We start from the raw sequence: 22,159 nt of genomic DNA, 5'->3' as shown, positions 1-22,159 counted from the left end.
CTACTCTCCACCAAGATCGGAAAAGGGTTCAAGCCCCGTCAATAACCCATACAGACCGTGCAACGGCACGGGCAGCCAGGTGGGGCGATTTTCGGCTTCATAGGCCACCTCGTAGGCCGCTTTCTCCAGGCCGAACAACGCCAGTGCGGCGTCGGCACCTTCAGGATCTTGCCAGGCATGATCAAGACTAGCTGCCGCCCGGCGATATGCCTCGACAAATGCTTCGCGGGCCTCACGCAAATAGCGTTCGGCGACCCGGCGACGCGCCGCCTCTGCTTCGGGACTGTTGTCGACGTTGTGCACATTGATGGTCATCGCGGCGGCGTAATCGAATGAGCGCAGCACCCCGCTGACATCCTTGTACGGGCTGTGCTTGCCACGGCGCTCGGCCAGTGGCCGCGCCGGTTCGCCTTCGAAGTCGATCAGGTACGCGTCGCCCTTGATCACCAGTACCTGGCCCAGATGCAGGTCGCCATGGACGCGGATGCGCAAGCCGCCGGCGGATTTTTTCGCCAGCTCCTGCACATGGGCGAGGATGGTTTTCTTGTGGTCGAGCAGACGACCGACCAGCTTCTGATCCGCCGCATCAAGTTCGCCCTGATGCTGCTTGAGCAGCTTCAGCGCATGCTCGACCTGAGCGCCCACGTCCTTGCCGGTCGCCTGCGCATCCTTGGCCGAGCTGACCTGCGGTGCGAAGTCCTTGTTGTCGCTCGGCGCCGCCAGCACCTGATGCATTTCCCCCAGACGCTGACCCAGCATGCCGGCGAAATCCTTCAGCTCGCCGAGCGCATTGTAGTGTTGCGACTGTTCGGAAACGGCGTCCGCCAGTTCGTCGCGCAACGCCCGTTCGAGGTTGTTCTGCGTCCATTCCCAGGCGTCGCCCTGATTGCTCAAGTAGCCTTGGGCGATCATCAGCAGGTTGTCTTCGCCCTTCCCGTCCCGACGAATCACCGAGCCGAGCAGCGGGGAGATATTGGCAAACCCGGCGGCGGTCAGATAAGCGCTCATCTCCAGTTCCGGGTGTACGCCGGACGCGACTTTGCGGATCAGCTTGAGCACCAGACTGTTGCCGATCACCACCGAACTGTTGGATTGCTCGGCGGACAGGTAGCGCACTTCGGATTCCGCACCGAGGCCGAGCTTGTCCAGTTGCGGCGTGGCTTCGAAACGGATTTCTCCGTCACTCGATTCCAGCACCGTGCCACTCTGCATACCTTGCAGCACCGCGCGAATAAACGCTTCAAGGCTGAAGGCATCGGTGATCAGCCCGACCTGACGTACCCGACGCACCCGCGCCAGGGCCAGTTGCTGCGGCAAGGCCGGTCCGACCTGATCTTCCGAAATGAAGCCGAACGGCAGTTGGTAACGGCTGGTCTGCCCGCCGCTGCTGACTTCGATTTCGCTGAGCAACACCGGATGCTGCGCGTCGCCGAAACGCACGCCATAGGCCAGCCGGACTTGCTCGATCGCCGCGTCCTTGCCGGCGAACCAGCGGCGATTCTGCAACCAGTTCGGCAGGATGCCATGTTCGAGCGTGTCCCGGGACGGCGCTTCGAGCAGTTCTTCCATGCGTTTTTTCAGCACCAGCGTGGTGAAGTCCGGCAGGCTCTGCGCCGGTTCGACGTGCCAGCTCGGCATCTGGTTTTCCGCCGCCAGACCGAACCAGTAGAAGCCGTACGGCGCCAGGGTCAGCAGGAAGTTCAACTGACCGATGGGCGGAAACGCATTACCGCCGAGCATCTCCACCGGCACCATGCCGACATAGGCCGACAGGTCCAGCTCCACGGCCTGAGCGCTGCGCGAGACGTTGGCCACGCACAGGATGATTTCGTGTTTGCCGTCCGGTCCGGTGTATTCGCGGGTGTAGGCCAGAACGCGACGGTTGGCCGGCGACAGCATCTTCAAGGTGCCTCGACCGAAGGCCTTGGACTGCTTGCGCACGGTCAGCAGGCGACGAGTCCAGTTCAGCAGCGAATGCGGATCACCGGCCTGGGTTTCGACGTTGACCGACTGATAACCGTACTGCGGATCCATGATCGGCGGCAGCACCAGACTGGCCGGGTCGGCCCGGGAGAATCCGCCGTTGCGGTCGATCGACCATTGCATCGGCGTGCGCACGCCATCGCGGTCGCCGAGGTAGATGTTGTCGCCCATGCCGATCTCATCGCCGTAATACAGGGTCGGCGTGCCGGGCATCGACAGCAGCAGACTGTTGAGCAATTCGATACGCCGGCGGTCGCGCTCCATCAGCGGCGCCAGACGCCGGCGAATGCCGAGATTGATCCGCGCACGACGGTCGGCGGCGTAGTAGTTCCACAGGTAGTCGCGTTCCTTGTCGGTGACCATCTCCAGCGTCAGTTCATCGTGGTTGCGCAGGAAAATCGCCCATTGGCAGTTGGCCGGGATCTCCGGGGTCTGGCGCAAGATGTCGGTGATCGGGAAGCGATCTTCCTGGGCCAGCGCCATGTACATGCGCGGCATCAGCGGGAAGTGAAACGCCATGTGGCATTCGTCGCCGTTGACGCCCTCGGCGTCGGTGTCACCGAAGTACAGCTGGGTGTCTTCCGGCCATTGGTTGGCCTCGGCCAGCAGCATGCGGTCCGGGTAGTTGGCGTCGATCTCGGCGCGGATCTGCTTGAGGACGTCGTGGGTCTCCGGCAGGTTTTCATTGTTGGTGCCGTCGCGCTCGATCAGGTACGGAATGGCATCCAGCCGCAAGCCGTCGATGCCCATGTCCAGCCAATAGCGCATCACCGACAGCACGGCTTTCATGACTTGCGGGTTGTCGAAATTCAGATCCGGCTGGTGCGAATAGAAACGGTGCCAGAAGTACTGGCCGGCCACCGGGTCCCAGGTCCAGTTGGACTTTTCGGTGTCGAGAAAAATGATCCGGGTGCCGTCGTACTTCTGGTCGTCATCGGACCACACATAGAAGTCGCGGGCCGCTGAACCGGGCTTGGCCTTGCGTGCTCGTTGAAACCACGGGTGCTGGTCCGAGGTGTGGTTGATGACCAGTTCGGTGATGACCCGCAAACCACGCTTGTGCGCCTCTGCGATGAAGCGTTTGGCGTCGGCCATCGTCCCGTAATCGCTGTGTACGCCACGGTATTCGGCGATGTCGTAACCGTCATCGCGCCGTGGCGAGGGGTAGAACGGCAACAGCCAGATGGTGTTGACGCCAAGATCGGCGATGTAATCGAGTTTGGCGATCAGGCCGGGAAAATCGCCGATCCCGTCGTTGTTGGAGTCGAAAAAGGATTTGACGTGGACTTGATAGATAACCGCGTCCTTGTACCAGAGCGGGTCCTTGATGAAGGTGGCTGACTTGGGTTTCTTCGCCATGTGAAACTCCTGTTCGATGCATGAATGCGTCGGCCCGGATCAAGGGGCGGTGATCCGCCAGATCCCGAACGGCTGATAAGCCGGGTCGATCCGCATGAACTGGTACTTGCCGTGCCAGTCCCAGCGATGGCCGTTCATCAGGTCTTCGCCGTGGGTGGTGGCGTCGTCCGGCAGGCCCATTTCCCACAGTGGCAATTCGAAATTGGCCTCCTGCACGTGGTGCGGATCGAGACTGACGGCCACCAGAATGAAATTGCTGCCATCGGCGCTGCGCTTGCCGAAGTACAGAATGTTGTCGTTCCAGGCGTTGTAGATCTTCAGGCCCAGATGGCTGTGCAGCGCCGGGTTTTGTCGGCGGATGCGATTGAGCTGGGCGATCTCGGCGATGATGTTGTCGGGCGCATTGAAGTCGCGGACGCGGATCTCGTACTTCTCGGAATCGAGGTATTCCTCCTTGCCCGGCACCGGCGCCGATTCGCACAGTTCGAACCCCGAGTACATGCCCCACAGGCCCGAGCCCATGGTCGCCAGCGCCGCACGAATGAGAAACCCCGGACGCCCCGACTCATGCAGGAACGCCGGGTTGATATCCGGTGTGTTGACGAAGAAATTCGGCCGATAGCATTCGCGCCACGGCGATTCGTTGAGTTCGCTGAAATAGCTCGCCAGTTCGGCCTTGGTGTTGCGCCAGGTGAAATAGGTGTAGCTCTGGGTGTAACCGACCTTGCCCAGCCGCGCCATCATCGCCGGGGTGGTGAACGCTTCGGCGAGGAAGATCACTTCCGGGTACAGCGTGCGCACATCGGCGATCAGCCATTGCCAGAACGGCAGCGGTTTGGTGTGCGGGTTGTCGACGCGAAAGATCTTTACGCCCTCCTCGACCCAGCCGACGACGATGTCGCGCAGCTCGACCCACAGGCTCGGAATCGCTTCCGGCGCATAGAAGTCGACGTTAACGATGTCCTGGTATTTCTTCGGCGGGTTCTCCGCGTATTTGATCGTGCCGTCCGGCCGCCAGTTGAACCAGCCCGGGTGCTGCTTGAGCCACGGGTGGTCCTGGGAACACTGTATGGCGAAATCGAGGGCGATTTCCAGACCATGGTCAGCGGCAGCCGCCACCAGACGACGAAAGTCCTCGCGAGTGCCGAGCTGCGAATGAATCGCTTCGTGCCCGCCCTCTTCACTGCCGATCGCATACGGGCTGCCCGGATCGTCCGGCCCAGCAGTCAGGGAGTTGTTGCGGCCCTTGCGGTGGCTACGACCGATCGGGTGGATCGGCGTGAAATACAACACGTCGAAGCCCATGTCCTGAATCATCGGCAACCGCGCGTGCACATCATTGAAAGTGCCGTGACGGGCGGGATCGTCGGTGATCGAGCGGGGAAACAGCTCGTACCAACTGGCGAACTCGGCCAGTTCGCGCTCGACGTCCAGCGGAAATTCATTGCTGATGCTCAGATACGGGCGGTGATCGGCCTCGGTCATCAGTTGCGCACTCTGCGGGTGCAGAAACAGCGCGACCTGCTCGGTTTCGAGCAGCCCGGACAATTCGTGGTGCAGCGCCGCCAGCCGCTCACTGAGCGGGCCTTCGCTGCGTTCGGCCGCCTGTTGCACCATCGTGCGGCCCTCTTGCAACTCCAGGCTGACCGGGATGGCGGCGGTGTGCTTTTTCTCCAGCTCGTACTGAAAACTGGCGAACAGGTCGATCCAGGCTTCGATCAGGTACAGATAGCGGCCCATGCGTTGAGGACGGAACCGGCCCTCCCAGCCATTGTTGCCCTGATCGGCCATGACTTCGCTTTGCCAGACTTCCTCGCCTTCTTCGCGCCAGCGGATGCGCACCGCCAGTTTGTCGTGACCATCGGCGAAGATCTTGCTGGTGACCACGATTTCGCGCCCGACCACAGCCTTGACGGCAAACTGCCCGCCCTCCAGCGAAGGCTGAGTGTTTTCGATGACGATGCGTGGCAGCAGCAACGCCTGCGACAGCGGGATGTGCGGGTTGTAGCTCTGTTCGGAGGGTTTTTCAGCAGTCATTGAGCATCTCTCCTTAACGCCCCAAGGACGCTCGCTTGCCTGTTTGGCGATCACGGCCGGGCCTGCGCCCGACAATGAACTCTCTCAGGTTCCGAGCGACCCTCGCCGGCAAAAGTTCACAGGGATTTGCCCCGCCACAAAATCGGATCGAATTCGCGGTGAAGTGGTCAACCCACTTAAGCACTTCTCACGCCATGTGCCACACGGAGGTTCATCTGATGAGTATTCCGATCCCCGCTGAAACGCCCGATCCGAACATCGACAAACCCGTCCTGCCCGAAACCGAGCCGCAGCCGATCCCCGAACAGGAGCCACCGGGCACCACGCCGCCGCCCAAGGAAGAGCCACCGACGACCATGCCGCCAGTGATCGTCTAGCGACCATTAATCGGTTGCGCAGAACGATCCCCCGGGGCTGCGCCCTAACCTTTCAACACCCTTGGAAAAAGGACAGCCCCATGACCGTGCGCATCGAAAACCAGACCTGTTTTTTCGCCACCGAAAACGGTGAGCAGATTCGCCTGTGCGGTGACCTGACAATAATCACCGACAGTGAAAAATCGATGTCAGCCGTGGAAATCGAAGGCCGGCGCATTTACATCACCGAGGCCGAAGCCGATGCGCTGACCGTCGCAGGTGCCAGGGACGGACGTAAACACCTCAAGGCCACCGACAGTGATTCGGTGATTTGACTGACCTTGGTCAAGATCCTGCGCAGACGTCTGGGATAGGCGTCTGCACCCCGCCCCGTCAACTGCTTCAAGTTGTCGCAGGGCCGGGCGCAAAACCCATCTGATACGCTTTTTATTGAAATACCTGAGTCTGTTATGCAAACAGATCGGCGCTCATAGTTCACTGGCCTGATGGAGGCTGATGAGCGAACGACCATGAGCGAACGAATCCCCGTCCGAACCGTAGAAGCAACGCCTCACATAAAAAAAGTACCGGCGCGCCCAATGAAGGCGAAGAACGCCAGCAGCGACAACCAGATCTTCACCCGCAGCTTCACCGGCCTGTTCCGCACCTTGCGCATGAGCGGCGCGGGGTTTCTGTTCCTGTTGTTTTTCGGCACCGTGTGGCTGAACTGGGGCGGACGTCAGGCGGTGCTCTGGGACCTTTCCGAAAGCAAGTTCCACATCTTTGGCGCGACCTTCTGGCCGCAGGACTTCATTCTGCTGTCGGCGCTACTGATCATCGCCGCGTTCGGCCTGTTCGCCATCACCGTGTTCGCAGGCCGGGTCTGGTGTGGTTACACCTGTCCGCAGAGCTCGTGGACGTGGATCTTCATGTGGTGCGAGAAGATCACCGAAGGCGAGCGTAACCAGCGGATCAAACTGCAAGCGGCACCGTGGAGCCTGAACAAACTGGCACGGCGTGCGGCCAAGCACACGCTTTGGCTGGCGATCAGCGTGCTGACCGGCCTGACCTTTGTCGGCTACTTCACCCCGATCCGCCCGCTGGCCGAAGAACTGCTGACCCTGCAGATCGGCGGTGTCAGTCTGTTCTGGGTGCTGTTTTTCACCGGTGCCACCTACATCAATGCCGGCTGGCTGCGCGAAGCGGTGTGCATGCACATGTGCCCGTATGCGCGGTTCCAGAGCGTGATGTTCGACAAGGACACCCTGGCAATTTCCTACGACGTGGCCCGGGGCGAAAACCGTGGCCCGCGCAAACGTGACGTGAAACCGGCCGAAGCCGGCCTCGGTGATTGCATCGACTGCCAGTTGTGCGTGCAGGTCTGCCCGACCGGCATCGACATCCGCGACGGCCTGCAAATGGAATGCATCGGCTGCGCGGCGTGCATCGACGCCTGCGATTCGATCATGGACAAGATGAATTACGCCCGAGGCCTGATCCGCTATACCTCTGAGCGTGAATTGCAGGGTGGCAAGACGCACTTGCTGCGTCCAAGGCTGATCGGTTACGTCGCGGTGCTGGTGCTGATGATCGGTGCCCTCGCCCTGGCCCTGGTCGAACGGCCGATGGTGTCGCTGGACGTGACCAAGGACCGTGGCCTGTTCCGCGAGAACGGCCAGGGCCAGATCGAAAACATCTACACCCTCAAAGTCATCAACAAGACCCAACAGCGCCAGGACTACAACCTGAGCCTGGTGGATGGCGACGGCTTCCAGCTGCAAGGCAAGACCGAGCTTAGCCTTGCAGCAGGCGAGATCGTCGATGTGCCGGTGTCGGTGGCGATGACCACGGATCGCCCGGCCAGCAGCTCGCAGACCTTGAGCTTCAAGATTGCCGACAGCGATGAGCCTGAGGTTTATAGCGTGGCGAAGAGCCGGTTTGTTGCGCCGATGAATCGTTGAACCTTTAAGATGCAACCCTTTGTGCCAATGGCGCTGCGCCCATTGGCACAACCGTTTTCCAAATCCCATCCATTGCAGGACACCGATGAAACGCTACGAAAAATTCGCCGACGACATCGCTGAACTGATCCGCTCCGGCGTCCTCGGCCCCGGTCAGCGGGTGCCGTCGGTGCGCTACGCGAGCCAGACCTATGGCGTCAGCCCGTCCACGGTGTTCCAGGCCTATTACCTGCTGGAGCGTCGCGGCCTGATCCGCGCCCGGCCGCGCTCCGGCTATTTCGTCAACACCCACGCCCCGAGCCCGTTCTCGGAGCCGGTGATCAGCAGCCAGGTCAATGAGTCCACCAAAGTCGACGTCAGCGAACTGGTGTTCTCGGTGCTCGAATCGATCAAGGACCCGAGCACCGTACCGTTCGGCTCGGCTTTCCCCAGCCCCGAACTGTTCCCGCTGCAACGCCTGTCACGTTCGCTGGCCAGCGCCGCCCGGGAAATGGACCCGCGCATGGTGGTCACCGACATGTCGCCGGGCAACCCGCAACTGCGCCGGCAGATCGCCCTGCGCTACATGGTCGGCGGGCTGATGCTGCCGATGGAAGAACTGCTGATCACTAACGGCGCCCTCGAAGCGCTGAACCTGTGCCTGCAAGCGGTGACCGAACCCGGCGACCTAGTGGCCATCGAAGCCCCGGCGTTCTACGCCAGCCTGCAAGTGCTCGAGCGGCTGAAGCTCAAAGCCGTGGAAATCCCCGTGCACCCGCGCGACGGTATCGACCTCGGCGTACTCGCCCAGACGCTCGAACGGCACCCGATCAAGGCCTGCTGGTGCATGACCAGCTTCCAGAACCCGATGGGCGCGACCATGCCCGAGGCCAAGAAACAGGAACTGGTGGAACTGCTGAAACGCCATCAAGTGCCGCTGATCGAGGACGATGTCTATGCCGAACTCTATTACGGCCAGCAGGCGCCGAAACCGGCCAAAGCCTTCGACACCGAAGGTCTGGTGATGCATTGCGGCTCGTTTGCCAAAAGCCTGGCTCCCGGCTACCGCATCGGTTGGGTCGCCGCCGGACGCTACGCGCAGAAGATCGAACGCCTGAAACTGATGACCTCACTCTGCGCCTCGATGCCGGCCCAGGCGGCCATCGCCGACTACCTGCAACACGGCGGCTACGACCGTCACCTGCGTAAATTGCGCTATGCCCTGGAAGAACAGCAAAGCGCCATGCTCGCGGCCATCGCCCGCTACTTCCCGGCCCAGACCCGCGTGAGCCAACCGGCCGGCGGCTATTTCCTGTGGCTGGAACTGCCACCGCAGATGGATTCGTTGAAGTTGTTTCAGATGGCGTTGGCGCAAGGCATCAGCATTGCGCCGGGGCCGATTTTTTCGCCGACGCAAAGATTCAGGAATTGCATCCGGTTGAACTACGGCAGCCCGTGGACCGAGAGTTCGGAGAAGGCGATGGAGACGTTGGGGCGGATTGTGCGGTCGTTCTGACGGATCGATGTTCCCCCGTGCATCGCGCTTGCGCTTGTAAGAACGCTAGATTGCCGAGATGGATGTCCCGATTGAACACCAGCCGATCTACGAAGTTTCATTTCTATACCACTACATACATTTCCGATGAGCGGTTGTTTTTCCAGATAATACCTGTCAGATCTGACAGGTTACAAAGTTGACTCGCCCTGATGAAATATAGGAGCAATTTAACTAAAGGAGTATTGAGAATGTCTGGCAAAACAATTCTACACTCATGCGACTTCGATAATGGCGAACAAAAAGGCTGGGGATGGATTAAAACTGTACGATTATGTGAATTGGTAGATGATGACTTGACTGGTCACGGCATGTGCCTCGCCACCCTAGAAAACATTGAGCCTAGAGCTGATCTTACATGCCCACAGAGAACACTTCAGGGTTTTGCGGGCAGGAACGTTATCGTTAATTTCGACCTGCGAGTTGAGTTCCCCCCTGAAGATTATATTCACGTTAGAGTTGACGCTGGTAAAAATAATATTTCCTTTGTGGAAAACCCTGTGCCAAATAGCCGGTGGCAACGATATTCCATTCCTTTGGATCTGCGTGAGGCTTCGCACGCAGACTTTGATATTGTCGCCTTCTACAGGGGTGATCAAAAACCGACCACCCGCATGTTTATAGACAATATCACCATTGAGTCCATTGAGTCCATTGAGTCCATTGAGTCCAATGATTAATATATCCTTGGACGACTAACAAAAATCGGGCCCCTAAACGGGGCCCTTTCACTTTGTGATACACGCAAACCAATACGGGCGGTACATGATTAAAAAGAGATCGGGACTTCTCATATATATGAGAGTTTTAACGCCCCCCGCCCAGATCAACAAACGTCCCCGTCGCATATGAGGCCTTGTCCGACAGCAACCACACAATCGCCTCCGCCACTTCATCCGGCCGCCCGCCACGGGCCATCGGAATCGCCGACTCCAGCTTGCTGACCCGATCCGGATCGCCGCTCAAGGCGTGGAAATCGGTGTAGATGTAGCCCGGGCGCACCGCGTTGACCCGAATCCCCTCGCCCGCCACTTCCTTGGACAGACCGATGGTGAACGTGTCGAGAGCGCCTTTGGACGCCGCGTAGTCGACGTACTCGTTCGGCGAGCCCAAGCGTGCGGCCACCGAAGAGACGTTGACGATGCTGCCGCCCTGCCCGCCGTGTTTGGGCGACATGCGCAGGATCGCATGCTTGGCGCAGAGAATCGGCGCCAGAACGTTGGTTTTCATGATTTTGAGGATGCGGAATTCGGACATTTCGTCGACCCGCGATTTGTGCCCGACGGTGCCGGCGTTGTTCACCAGGGCGGTGACCCGGCCCAGCTCCGTGTCGACCCGATGAAACAGGCCGATCACTTCGTCTTCGATACTGACATCGGCGCGCACGGCAATGGCAGTGGCGCCGCGTTCACGCACCTGGTCGAGTACGTGGTGGGCTGCCTGTTCGTCCGTCTGGTAATTGATGCAGATCCGATAGCCTTGCTCGGCAGCCAACAGCGCAGTGGCGGCCCCGATTCCGCGACCGCCGCCAGTGATCACAATGACTTTATCCATGCAGGCTTTCCCCCCAATGCACACGTAACAGTCGCAGGAAGAATAACCGTCATTGCGGGGTTTTGCATGGCCTGTGTCAGTCGTTCAGTTCACCGCCAATGGCTTGCCACGCACGATGTCCTGCAGGAAGCGATCCGCCGGCATCGGGTGGCCGAGCAGATAACCCTGCAGCGAATCGCAGCCCAGTTGCGTCAAAAAGTCCTGCTGCACGCCGGTCTCCACGCCTTCGGCCACGATGCGCAGGCCCAGCGCCTGACCGAGCGCGACAATCGCCGAGACGATGGCGGCGTCGTCGCTGTCATGCTCCAGGTCGCGGACAAAACCGCGATCGATCTTCAACTCGTTGGCCGGCAGGCGCTTGAGGTACATCAGGCTCGAATAACCGGTGCCGAAGTCATCGATGGAAAGATCGACGCCCATGTCGGACAGTTCCTGCAACACCGTCATGCTCGCGTCGGCATCGCTCATGGCCGTGGTTTCGGTGATTTCCAGGGTCAGACTGTTGGCCGGCAAGTGGTGAGTGGCCAAGGCCTTGGCGACGCTTTGCACCAGCCCGGTATGGCAGAACTGCAACGCCGACAGGTTCACTGCGATTCGCCAGTCGGTGTAGCCCAGCACGTACCACTCGCGCATCTGCCGGCAGGCTTCGTTGAGTACCCATTCGCCGATCGGAATGATGAGCCCGGTCTTTTCGGCCAGGTCGATGAACTTGTCCGGCATCAGCATGCCGTGGAGCGGGTGCTCCCAGCGCAGCAACGCTTCGGCACCGACCGGACGACCGTCGGCCGCGTGGAACTTGGGTTGGTAATGCAGGCTGAACTGACTGTGTTCCAGCGCCGCACGCAGGTCCTGCAACAGTTGCAGTTGCTTGCGGGCGTTGCTGTTCATCGAGGCGTCGAAGAAGCTGTAGCCGTTTTTACCGCCGCCCTTGGCGTGGTACATCGCGGCGTCGGCGTTCATCAGCAGTTCCTGAGCGTTCTGGCCGTTGCCCGGATACAGGGCAATACCGACGCTGGCGGAAATCTGCAGGTCATGCTCGGCCACGCGGAACGACTGCGCGATCAAGCCGACCTGACGTGCTGCCAGACCCAGCGCATCGTTGGGCTCGGTCAGGCGCACCAGCAGGACAAATTCATCGCCGCCGATCCGTGCCAGCGTGTCGAGGCTGCGCAAATCTTCACGCAGACGCACCGCCACTTCGCGCAGCAACTGGTCGCCCATGTGGTGACCGAAAGCGTCGTTGACCGGTTTGAAGCCGTCCAGATCGATGAACATCAGCGCAAAACAACCGCCCTGCTCGTTGACCTTTTTCATCGCCTGATTGATCCGGTCGTCCAGCAGCATGCGGTTCGGCAGGCCGGTCAGGGTGTCGTGCAGGGCCAGTTGGGTGAGTTCGCGGTTGGCCACGGTCAACGAATGAGCCAGATCGGCGGTTCGCGCTTCGAGGCGGGCATCGAGAATCGAGGTCAGCAGTGCGATGCTCAGCACCGCGAGCGTGGTGATCAGCACCAGATTATCGAGGCCATTGCCATTCAGACCGCTAAGCGCTGCGCCGCAGAAACTGCCTTCGGGAAACCGCGCCGCCGCCATGCCCGTGTAGTGCATGCCGACAATCGCGATGCCCATGACAATGGCTGCGCCGGCACGAAACAGGCGCACGTAAGGCGAATGCTGACGAAGACGAAAGGCAATCCACAACGCGGCGGCCGAAGCGCCGACGGCGATCAGCAGCGAAGCGCCGAACAGCGTCGGATCGTAATCGATGCCCGGTTGCATGCGCATCGCGGCCATACCGGTGTAGTGCATGGCGCTGATGCCGGCGCCCATGATCAAGGCGCCGAAGGCCAGTTGCCAGGCCGGCAGTTTCGGCTGGCTGACCAGCCACAGCGCAAAACCGCAGGACAGCACGGCGATCAGCAATGAAAGCGCTGTGATCGGAATGTCATAACCCAGGCTGATCGGCAGTTTGAAGGCCAGCATGCCGATGAAGTGCATCGACCAGACGCCGATGCCCATGGCGAACGCCCCGCCGGCCGTCCACAAATGCACGGCGCGACCCTTGGCGGTGGCGATGCGCCCTGTAAGGTCGAGCGCGGTATAGGACGCGAGGATCGCCACACACAGCGAAATGAAAACCAGCGTGAAGGAATAACTACCGATGAGCATGAGAATTCTCGTGACCACCCCACCGTACTGCTTCCGTTCTCAGCGGGGCCAAATGCGCCGATTGTACTGATTGCACAGAAGAACGCACTGACAAAGTAATCAAATGGCCATCAAGCCGATGAAACGCTTGTTTGATCGTTCGACAAGGCTCTAGCCCGGCAGTCGCAGTACTGATCGATCCCACGCGTTGCGTGGGAATTCAGGGTTACGGATTCTGGCTGGTTTCCAGCTGCCCGTCCCAGCCACCGCCCAGCGCCGCGATCAATTGCACACTGGCAATCAGTCGACTCTGCAGGATATTGAGCACCGTCCGCTCGTTGCTCAACGCCGTGGCTTGCACCACCACCACGTCGATGTAGGCAATCAGCCCGGCCTTGTACTGGTTCTGGGTCAGACGCAAGGAATCGCGCGCGGCATCAAGGGCTTCCTGGCGTACCGCCGCCTCGTCTTCATACACCTTCAACTGCACCAGATAGTTTTCCACTTCACGGAAGCCGTCGAGCACGGTCTGCCGGTATTTGGCCACGGTCTCGTCGTACTTCGCTTCGGTGCGATCAACTTCCGCCGAGCGTCGGCCGCCGTCGAACAGCGGCAGACTCATTTTCGGCCCCACCGACCAGAAACGGTTCGGCAGGCTGATCAGGTCCCGCGAAGTACTGCTGCTGTAGCCGCCACTGAGGCTCAGGCTGAAGTCCGGGTAATACGCGGCCTTGGCCACGCCGATGTTGGCGTTGGCCGCGATCACCGAGCGTTCCGCCGAAGCGATGTCCGGGCGACGCTCCAGCAATTGCGACGGCAGGCTCAGCGGAATCTGCGGCAGCTTCGGGATGTCCTGGGTTTCGGCTAGCTTGAATTGCGCCGGAGGCTGGCCGGTGAGTACCGCAATGGCGTTTTCGAATTGCGCCCGCTGCCAGATCAGGTCCACCAGATCACCCTGGGTGGATTTGAGTTGTGTCTGCGCCTGGGCTACCGCGTCACGCCCGGAGACCCCGGCGTTGTACTGGTTCTGGGTCATTTTCAGCGAGCGCTCATAGGCCGCCACTGTCGACTCCAGCAGGCGCTTCTGCTGATCGATCACGCGCAATTGCAGGTAGTTCTGCACCAGTTCCGACTGCTGGCTCAGGCGCATCGCCGCCAGATCGGCGAAACTGGCCTGGGCGCTGGCTTCGTTGGCCTCCAGGCCACGACGCAGCTTGCCCCAGACATCGGCCTCCCAACTGACGCCCAACTGGGCGTTGTAGGTGTCACGAATCCCGCTGGAAGAACTGCTCAGGCTCGAACTGCTGCTGCCGGTGCCCTGGCTGGAACGGGTCTTGCCCGCGCTCAGGTCGATGCTCGGGTAAAACGCCCCGCGTGCATCACGCACCAGGGCCTGGGCCTGACGGTATTGCGCCTCGGACTGGGCGACGGTCTGGTTGGCGCTGTTGAGCTTCTCGATCAACTCGTTGAGCTGGCGATCACCGTACAACTCCCACCAGGCGCCACGGGCCAGAGAGTCGGCAGGACTGGCCTGACGCCAGCCTTCGGCCTCTTTGTACTGGGCAATTTCGGCGGTCTGCGGGCGCTGGTAGTCCGGGCCGACGGCGCACGCACTGAGCATCGCCACGCACAGTGACAGGCTCAGCAAACGCGAGCCGCGGACACTGGCCAGTTGGATAAGCGAACGGTCATTCATAGCGGAGTTTCCAGAGCGGCATCGGTACGTACGCCACGCCACTTGTTGAAGCGGTGGCGGGCCTTGTCGAGATAGAGGTAAACCACAGGCGTGGTGTAAAGGGTCAGCACCTGGCTGAAAATCAGCCCGCCGATGATCGTCAGGCCCAGCGGCTGGCGCATTTCCGCGCCTTCGGCCCGGCTGAGCAGCAACGGCAAGGCACCGAGAATCGCCGCCAGCGTGGTCATCAGAATCGGTCGCAGACGTTGCAGGCAGGCACTGCGGATCGACTCCAGCGGCGCCATGCCCTGATGACGTTCCAGTTGCAGTGCCAGGTCAATCATCAGGATCGCGTTCTTCTTCACCACGCCGATCAGCAGGAACAACCCGAGCAGCGAGATCAGGCTGAACTCGCCGCCCAGCGCATAGATCGACAGCAACGCACCAACCCCGGCCGACGGCAGCGTCGACAGAATCGTCAACGGGTGAATGTAGCTTTCATACAGCACGCCCAGCACCAGATACACCGCCAGCAGTGCACCGAGGATCATGAACGGCTGGCTCTTCTGGGTGGCCGCGAAGGCGTCGGCGGTGCCGGCCATTTTCGCGATCACGTCTTCCGGCAGGCCGACCTTGGCAATCGCCCGCTCGATGGCGGCACTGCCCTGCTCCACCGTCACGCCTTCGGCCATGTCGAACGAAATGCTTTCGGAGGCGAACTGGCCTTCGTGGCTGACCCGGTCGTCTTCCAGGCTGTTTTCGTAGTGCGCGATGGTCGACAGCGGAATCCGTGCGCCATCAGCGGTAATCACCTGTACCTGATTAAGCGTGACCGGGTCCTGGGCGTATTTCGGATTGACCTCCATCACCACCTGATACTGGTTGAGGCTGTCGTAGATCGTGGAAATCTGCCGCTGGCTGTAGGCGTTGTTCAGGACGGCGGTGACCATGTTCATGTCCACGCCCAGGCGCTTGGCCTGATCACGGTCGACGATCAATGTCACCTGCTGCGCACCGCGCCCTTCACGGGCGTCGATGGCGGTCAGCTCCGGCAAGGCTCGCAGCGCGGTGACCACTTTCGGGTACCACTCGCGCAAAGCGCCGAGATCACCGCTCTGCAGAATGTAGGTGTACTGCGACGTGGTCTGCTCACGACCACCGCCAAATTGCAGGTCCTGGTCGGCCATCAACATCAACTGTGCGCCGGGCACCTTGGGCATTTCCTTGCGCAGACGCTCGATGACTTTCTGCGCCGAGATATTGCGCTCCTTGATCGGCTTCAGACGCACCAGCATGAAGGCGTTGTTGGTGCCGTTGTTGCCACCGATGAACCCGGCGACACTCTCGACCGCTTCGTCCTTGAGCACGGCGCGGCGGAAAGTCTCCATTTTCGGCTGCATCACGCTGAACGACAGACCGTCGTCACCGCGCACGAAACCGATCAACTGGCCAGTGTCCTGTTGCGGCAGGAACGTCTTCGGCACCACCACGTACAGCGCGACGTTGACGCCGACCGTGATGATCAGGCTCAACAGCGTCAGGCGCCGATGACGTAATACCCAGTCGAGGCTGGTGGCGTACTTGCCGACCATCCAGTCGTTGGTGCGCCGGCTCCAGCGTTGCAGACGGTTTTCCTGACCCGGAGTGTGCGGCTTCAGCCAACGGGCACAGAGCATCGGGGTCAGGGTCAGGGAAACCACCAGCGACACCACGATGGCCGCGGCCAGGGTGATGGAGAATTCGCGGAACAGGCTCTCGATGATCCCGCCCATGAACAGGATCGACAGGAACACCGCCACCAGCGACACGTTCATCGACAGCAAGGTGAACCCGACTTCCTTGGCCCCGAGGTACGCGGCCTTCATCGGTTTGACGCCTTCGTCGATGTGCCGGGAAATGTTCTCCAGCACCACGATGGCGTCGTCCACCACCAGCCCGGTGGCGAGAATCAGCGCCATCAGCGACAGGTTGTTCAGCGAGAAGCCGTAGAGGTACATCACCGCAAAAGTGCCGACCAGCGACACCGGCACCGCCAGGGTCGGAATCAAGGACGCGCGGAAATTGCCGAGGAACAGGAACACCACCAGGATCACCAGCGCCACGGCGATCAGCAGGGTCATCTCTGCTTCGTGCAGGGTGGCCTTGATCACCGGCGAACGATCCATCGCCAGGTTCAGCTTGACGCTGGCCGGCAACACGGCCTGCAACGCCGGCAACTGTGCCTTGATCTCGTTGACCGTCTCGATGATGTTGGCGCCGGCCTGCCGGTTGATCACCAGCAACACCGCCGCGTCGTCATTGAAGAAACCACTGTTGTAGCGGTCTTCCACGCCGTCGGTGACCTTGGCCACGTCTTTCAGGCGCAGGGCCGCACCGCCGTTGTAGTGGATGATCAGCGACTCGTAGTCCTTGGCTTTCTCCAGTTGGTCATTGGCCTGGATCTGCCACAGACGCTGGTCATCCTCGACCGAACCCTTGGGCCGGCGAACGTTGGCGCCAGCGATGGTCTTGCGCACATCGTCCAGCGCCACGCCGTACTGGTTCAGCGCCTGGGGTTCGAGTTCGATGCGCACCGCCGGCAAGGAACTGCCGCCGATCTGCACCTCGCCTACGCCCTGCACCTGGGACAGGCTCTGGGACAGGATGGTCGAGGCCAAATCGTAGAGCTGGCCTTTTTCCAGCACATCCGACGTCAACGACAACACCATGATCGGCGCCTGCGACGGGTTGACCTTCTTGTAGGTCGGCATGCTGCGCATCCCGCTCGGCAGCAGATTGCGTGAGGCGTTGATCGCGGCCTGCACTTCCCGCGCCGCGCCGTTGATGTCGCGGTCGAGGTCGAATTGCAGAATGACCCGGGTCGAGCCCTGGCTGGAGCGGCTGCTCATGGTGTTGACGCCGGCGATGGCGCCGAACGAGCGTTCCAGCGGCGTCGCCACGGTCGAGGCCATGACTTCCGGGCTCGCGCCGGGCAGGCTCGCCTGCACCACGATCACCGGGAAGTCCATTTGCGGCAGTGGCGACACCGGCAGCAGGCCGAAGCTCACGCCGCCCAGCAGCATGATCGCCAGGCTCAGGAGCATGGTCGCCACCGGGCGCTTGATGAAAGGACCGGACAGGTTCATGGCTGTTCTACCGGCTCCACGGCCGAAGGCGCACGGCCCCAGCGCCGACCAAGGCGGTCGAAGTACAGGTAGATCACCGGGGTGGTGAACAGTGTCAGCACCTGGCTCACCAGCAAACCGCCGACCATCACCAGACCCAACGGCTGACGCAATTCAGCGCCGGAACCGGTGGCCAGCATCAGCGGCACCGCGCCGAACAAGGCCGCGAGCGTGGTCATCAGGATCGGCCGGAAGCGCAACAGCGCCGCCTGATAGATCGCCTGTTCCGGGGCCATGCCCTGGGTGCGTTCGGCGTCGAGAGCGAAGTCGATCATCATGATCGCGTTCTTCTTCACGATACCGATCAGCAGGATGATGCCGATGATCGCGATCATGCCCAGGTCATTGCCGCTGAGCAGCAACGCCAGCAAGGCGCCGACCGCCGCCGACGGCAGGGTCGACAGAATCGTGATCGGGTGGATGTAACTCTCGTAGAGCACGCCCAGCACGATGTACATGGTCACCACCGCCGCCAGAATCAGCAGCAAGGTGCTCGACAGCGACGCTTGGAACGCTTCGGCCGCGCCCTGGAACTGAGTCTGCACACCGATCGGCATGCCGATGTCTTTCTGCACCTGCTCGATGATGTCCACCGCATGGCCCAGCGCCACGCCATGAGCAAGGTTGAACGACATCATCACCGCCGGGAACTGGCCAATGTGGGTGATCGCCAGTTGCGCCTGACGCTCCTCGACATGGGCCAGGCTCGACAACCGCACCTGGCCGCCATCAGTGGTCTTGACGTGAATCTGATCCAGCGCCTGCGGGCCGATCTTCTCCCCGGCCTGAGCCTGCAACACCACGCGGTACTGGCTGGCCTGAGTGTAAATGGTCGAGATCTGCCGCTGGCCAAAGGCGTCATACAGCGCATCGGTGATATTCGCCACCGACACACCAAGGCGCGAGGCCGCGTCACGGTCGATCACCAGGAACACCTGCAAACCCTTGTCCTGCAAATCGCTGGCGACGTCGGTCAGTTCAGGGCGCTGGGCCAGTGCTTCCACCAGGCGCCCGCTCCACAGGCTGAGCAGTTCGGCGTCCGGCGAGGACATGCTGAACTGGTACTGGGTGCGGCTGACACGGTCTTCGATGGTCAGGTCCTGCACCGGCTGCATGAACAGGCGGATGCCCACCAGTTTGTCCAGTTGCGGTTGCAGGCGGGTAATCACTTCGGCGGCCGTCAGGTCGCGCTGACCGTGAGGTTTGAGGTTGATCAGCAGACGACCGCTGTTGAGCGTGGCGTTGTCACCGTCGACGCCAATGTAGGACGACAGGCTTTCAACGGCCGGATCTTCCAGAATCACCTTGGCCAGCGCTTGCTGACGCTCGCCCATGGCGGCAAAGGAAATCGACTGCGGCGCTTCGGAAATCCCCTGGATCACCCCGGTGTCCTGCACCGGGAAGAAGCCTTTGGGCACCACCATATAAAGGAACACGGTCAACGCCAGCGTGCCGATGGCCACCAGCAACGTCAGCGGCTGGTGCTTGAGCACCCACTGCAACTTGCGCCCGTAAGCCGCGATCATCCAGTCGATGAACGCACCACTGGCCCGGTAGAAACGGCCCTGTTCATGTTCTTCCGGCTCACGCTTGAGCAACCGCGCGCACATCATCGGCGTCAGGGTTAGCGAGACCACCAGGGAAATCAGGATCGCCACCGCCAGGGTGATGGCGAATTCGCGGAACAGCCGCCCCACCACGTCGGCCATGAACAGCAGCGGAATCAGTACCGCAATCAGCGACAGGGTCAGGGAAATCAGGGTGAAACCGATCTGCTTCGCGCCCTTGAGCGCGGCCTGCATCGGACTGTCCCCTTCCTCGATGAAACGAGCGATGTTCTCCAGCATCACGATCGCATCGTCGACCACGAAACCGGTGGCGATGGTCAGTGCCATCAGCGTCAGGTTGTTGACCGAGAAACCGGCCAGGTACATCACGCCAAACGTACCGATCAGCGACAGCGGCACCGCGACGGACGGAATGATGGTGGCACTGGCGCGACGCAGGAACAGAAACGTCACCATCACCACCAGAGCGATGGCGATCAGCAGTTCGTGCTGCACGTCGGTGACCGAGGCGCGGATGGTCTGGGTGCGGTCGGTCAGCACGGTCACTTCAAGGCCGGCCGGCAGGTTGTCGGTGATGCTCGGCAGCAGCGCCTTGATCCGGTCGACCACTTCAATCACGTTGGCGCCCGGTTGCCGCTGAATATTCAGCAACACTGCCTGATTCTGGTTGGCCCACGCGGCCAGACGCTCGTTCTCGGCGCCGTCGACGATCTGCGCGACATCCTTGAGTCGCAGCGGCGCGCCGTTCTTGTAGGCCAGGATGAGATTGGCGTAATCCTTGGGCGAAGTCAGCTGGTCATTGGCATCGAGCATCGACACCCGGGTCGGACCGTCGAAGTTACCTTTTGGCTGATTGACGTTGGACGCGCTGATCAGCGTGCGCACGTCCGACAGGTTCAGGCCGTTGGCGGCTAGCGCTTCCGGGTTGACCTTGATCCGCACCGCCTGACGCTGACCGCCAGCGATGCTGACCATGCCCACGCCGCTGATCTGAGCGATCTTCTGCGCCATGCGCGTATCGACCAGATCGTTGAGTTTGGGCAGCAACATGGTTTTCGAAGTGATGGCCAGGGTCAGCACCGGGGTGTCCGCCGGGTTGACCTTGTTGTACACCGGTGGCGCCGGCAAATCGGTCGGCAGCAGATTGGTCGCGGCGTTGATCGCGGCCTGCACCTGTTGTTCGGCGACATCCATGTTGATGTCGAGGCTGAAACGCAGGGTCAGCACCGAGGCACCGCCGGAACTGGTCGAGGCCATTTGCGTCAGGCCCGGCATCTGCCCGAACTGGCGTTCGAGCGGCGCGGTGACGGCGCTGGTCATCACGTCTGGACTGGCGCCCGGGTACAACGTCATGACCCGGATGGTCGGGTAATCCACCTGCGGCAGAGCCGAAACCGGCAGCAGGCGATAGGCGATCAGGCCGGCCAGCACGATGGCCAGCATGCTCAGCGTGGTGGCGACCGGGCGGAGGATGAACAGACGCGAAATGTTCATGCGCCCTTCTTGGCCTTGTTGGTGGCAGCGGCGTCAGGCGCGGTGGCGGCTGACTTGCCTTGCAGGTGTTCGGTCGGCGTGGCCGGCACGTCCTGGCTGTCGTTGACCACTTCGACTTCGCTGCCTTCTTTCAAACGGTCGGTACCTTCCAGCACCACGCGGTCGCCGGCGGCCAGGCCTTCGGTGATCACGGTGTTCTGACCATCGCTGGCACCGATCTTCAATTGGCGGATGGTGACTTTCTTGTCGCCGTCCAGCGCGTAGACGAAGGTGCCGTTGGTGCCGAACTGGATCGCGGCCGACGGAGCCAGCACGACGCCTTTGAGGGTGTCGGCCAGCAGGTGGACGTTGACGAACTGGTTGGGGAACAGCGACTGATCGCGGTTTTCGTAGCGCGCCTTGAACTTCAGGGTGCCGGTGGTCACGTCGATCTGGTTGTCGAGGCTTTGCAGCACGCCGCTGGCTTGCAGTTTGGTGTCGCCACGGTCCCAGGCTTCGGCGGGCAGCTTGGCGCCGCTGTGGTAGCGGGCGAGTACGGTTTCGAGGGTGTTTTCCGGCAGCGTGAAGACCACGCTGATCGGTTGGGTCTGGGTGATGACGGCGAGGAACGTGGTGTCATTTGCCGCCACCAGGTTGCCGACGTCGAGTTGACGCAGGCCGACGCGACCGGCTATCGGTGCGCGGATCTTGGTGAATTCGAGGTTGAGCTTGGCGTCGTTGACCGCCGCCTGATTGGTCTTCACGGTGCCGAGGTACTGGCCGACCAGCGCTTCGGCGGTGTCCAGGGTCTGCTTGGCGATGCTGTCTTCCTTGAACAGGCCGCGATAGCGCTCGACGTCGACCTGGGCATTCTTCAGCTGAGCCTGGTTCTGCAGCAAGGTGCCTTCAGCCTGGAGCAAGGCGTTCTGGTACGAGCGCGGATCGATCTCCGCCAGCAGGTCGCCGGCCTTGACCATCTGCCCTTCTTCGAAATAGATCTTCACCAGTTCGCCGCCGACCCGGCTGCGCACGTTGATGGTGTTCAGCGCGGTCACGGTGCCCAGCGCCTTGTAATACAGCGGGAAGTCACCGGTGACGGCCGGCGCCACGCGCACCGGGATCGGACCTGCCGCGCCGCCGAAGCCCGGACGCATCATCCCCGAACGACCGGTATGACCGGCCGCGGCTTTCTCGCCGCCCTCTTTGTGGGTCGATCCGGCGGGCCAGAATTTCCAGCACAGACCGGCGATGACCAGCAGGACAAGCAGGCTGAGCAGCCAGCGACGAGAGTTTCGGGAAGACGATTGCATGGAGTGATTAACCATTGGGCGCGTGGGCTTCTTTTACGGG

At 61.3% G+C, this 22,159-nt stretch carries 13 protein-coding genes; 5 read left to right on the top strand and 8 right to left on the bottom strand.

Annotation, left to right across the window (positions count from 1 at the left end; translation table 11 throughout):
• Window positions 1–3,342, bottom strand: coding sequence for a maltose alpha-D-glucosyltransferase (gene treS, locus AC1RMX_RS04295; RefSeq protein ID WP_493070610.1), 3,342 nt, complete (start codon window positions 3,340–3,342; stop codon window positions 1–3).
• Between the two features lie 39 nt (window positions 3,343–3,381).
• Window positions 3,382–5,379, bottom strand: coding sequence for an alpha-1,4-glucan--maltose-1-phosphate maltosyltransferase (locus AC1RMX_RS04290; protein WP_493070608.1), 1,998 nt, complete (start codon window positions 5,377–5,379; stop codon window positions 3,382–3,384).
• A 218-nt stretch (window positions 5,380–5,597) separates the two neighbouring features.
• Between AC1RMX_RS04290 and AC1RMX_RS04285 the strand changes: the two genes are divergently transcribed.
• The 5 genes from AC1RMX_RS04285 to AC1RMX_RS04265 all read left to right on the top strand — a co-directional run bounded on the left by AC1RMX_RS04285 (window position 5,598) and on the right by AC1RMX_RS04265 (window position 9,910).
• Window positions 5,598–5,756 (top strand): hypothetical protein, encoded by a 159-nt coding sequence (locus tag AC1RMX_RS04285; RefSeq protein WP_173861372.1) that lies wholly within the window; start codon window positions 5,598–5,600, stop codon window positions 5,754–5,756.
• An 80-nt stretch (window positions 5,757–5,836) separates the two neighbouring features.
• A complete protein-coding gene (locus tag AC1RMX_RS04280; RefSeq protein ID WP_096820264.1) occupies window positions 5,837–6,070 on the top strand; it encodes a DUF3203 family protein in 234 nt (77 codons plus the stop codon).
• Window positions 6,071–6,265: 195 nt separating this feature from the next.
• Window positions 6,266–7,696 carry a cytochrome c oxidase accessory protein CcoG gene (gene ccoG, locus AC1RMX_RS04275; RefSeq protein WP_493070606.1) on the top strand — a complete coding sequence of 477 codons (1,431 nt, stop codon included), beginning with the start codon at window positions 6,266–6,268 and terminating at the stop codon, window positions 7,694–7,696.
• 85 nt (window positions 7,697–7,781) lie between these two features.
• Window positions 7,782–9,191, top strand: coding sequence for a GntR family transcriptional regulator MpaR (mapR, locus tag AC1RMX_RS04270; protein WP_096820262.1), 1,410 nt, complete (start codon window positions 7,782–7,784; stop codon window positions 9,189–9,191).
• A gap of 230 nt (window positions 9,192–9,421) precedes the next feature.
• Window positions 9,422–9,910 (top strand): hypothetical protein, encoded by a 489-nt coding sequence (locus AC1RMX_RS04265; protein WP_493070604.1) that lies wholly within the window; start codon window positions 9,422–9,424, stop codon window positions 9,908–9,910.
• A gap of 127 nt (window positions 9,911–10,037) precedes the next feature.
• Here AC1RMX_RS04265 and AC1RMX_RS04260 read toward each other — a convergent pair whose 3' ends face one another.
• The 6 genes from AC1RMX_RS04260 to AC1RMX_RS04235 all read right to left on the bottom strand — a co-directional run bounded on the left by AC1RMX_RS04260 (window position 10,038) and on the right by AC1RMX_RS04235 (window position 22,134).
• Complete coding sequence (locus AC1RMX_RS04260; protein WP_096820260.1) at window positions 10,038–10,784, bottom strand: SDR family oxidoreductase; 747 nt, start codon at window positions 10,782–10,784, stop codon at window positions 10,038–10,040.
• Between the two features lie 84 nt (window positions 10,785–10,868).
• A complete protein-coding gene (locus AC1RMX_RS04255) occupies window positions 10,869–12,950 on the bottom strand; it encodes an EAL domain-containing protein (RefSeq protein ID WP_273537165.1) in 2,082 nt (693 codons plus the stop codon).
• Window positions 12,951–13,155: 205 nt separating this feature from the next.
• Complete coding sequence (locus tag AC1RMX_RS04250; protein WP_096820258.1) at window positions 13,156–14,625, bottom strand: efflux transporter outer membrane subunit; 1,470 nt, start codon at window positions 14,623–14,625, stop codon at window positions 13,156–13,158.
• Window positions 14,622–17,729 carry an efflux RND transporter permease subunit gene (locus tag AC1RMX_RS04245; RefSeq protein ID WP_096820257.1) on the bottom strand — a complete coding sequence of 1,036 codons (3,108 nt, stop codon included), beginning with the start codon at window positions 17,727–17,729 and terminating at the stop codon, window positions 14,622–14,624. The genes AC1RMX_RS04250 and AC1RMX_RS04245 overlap by 4 nt, the downstream gene beginning before the upstream one ends.
• Window positions 17,726–20,830 (bottom strand): MdtB/MuxB family multidrug efflux RND transporter permease subunit, encoded by a 3,105-nt coding sequence (locus tag AC1RMX_RS04240; protein ID WP_102621371.1) that lies wholly within the window; start codon window positions 20,828–20,830, stop codon window positions 17,726–17,728. The genes AC1RMX_RS04245 and AC1RMX_RS04240 overlap by 4 nt, the downstream gene beginning before the upstream one ends.
• Entirely contained in the window at window positions 20,827–22,134 is a 1,308-nt protein-coding gene (locus AC1RMX_RS04235) for an MdtA/MuxA family multidrug efflux RND transporter periplasmic adaptor subunit (RefSeq protein ID WP_096820255.1), read from the bottom strand. The genes AC1RMX_RS04240 and AC1RMX_RS04235 overlap by 4 nt, the downstream gene beginning before the upstream one ends.
• Between the last annotated feature and the right edge of the window lie 25 nt (window positions 22,135–22,159).

The sequence above is a fragment of the Pseudomonas sp. GW822-FHT03F04 genome, assembly GCF_058801405.1.
The sequence above is the reverse complement of the archived record's forward strand: the minus strand, read 5'-3'. Positions and strand labels throughout refer to the sequence as shown.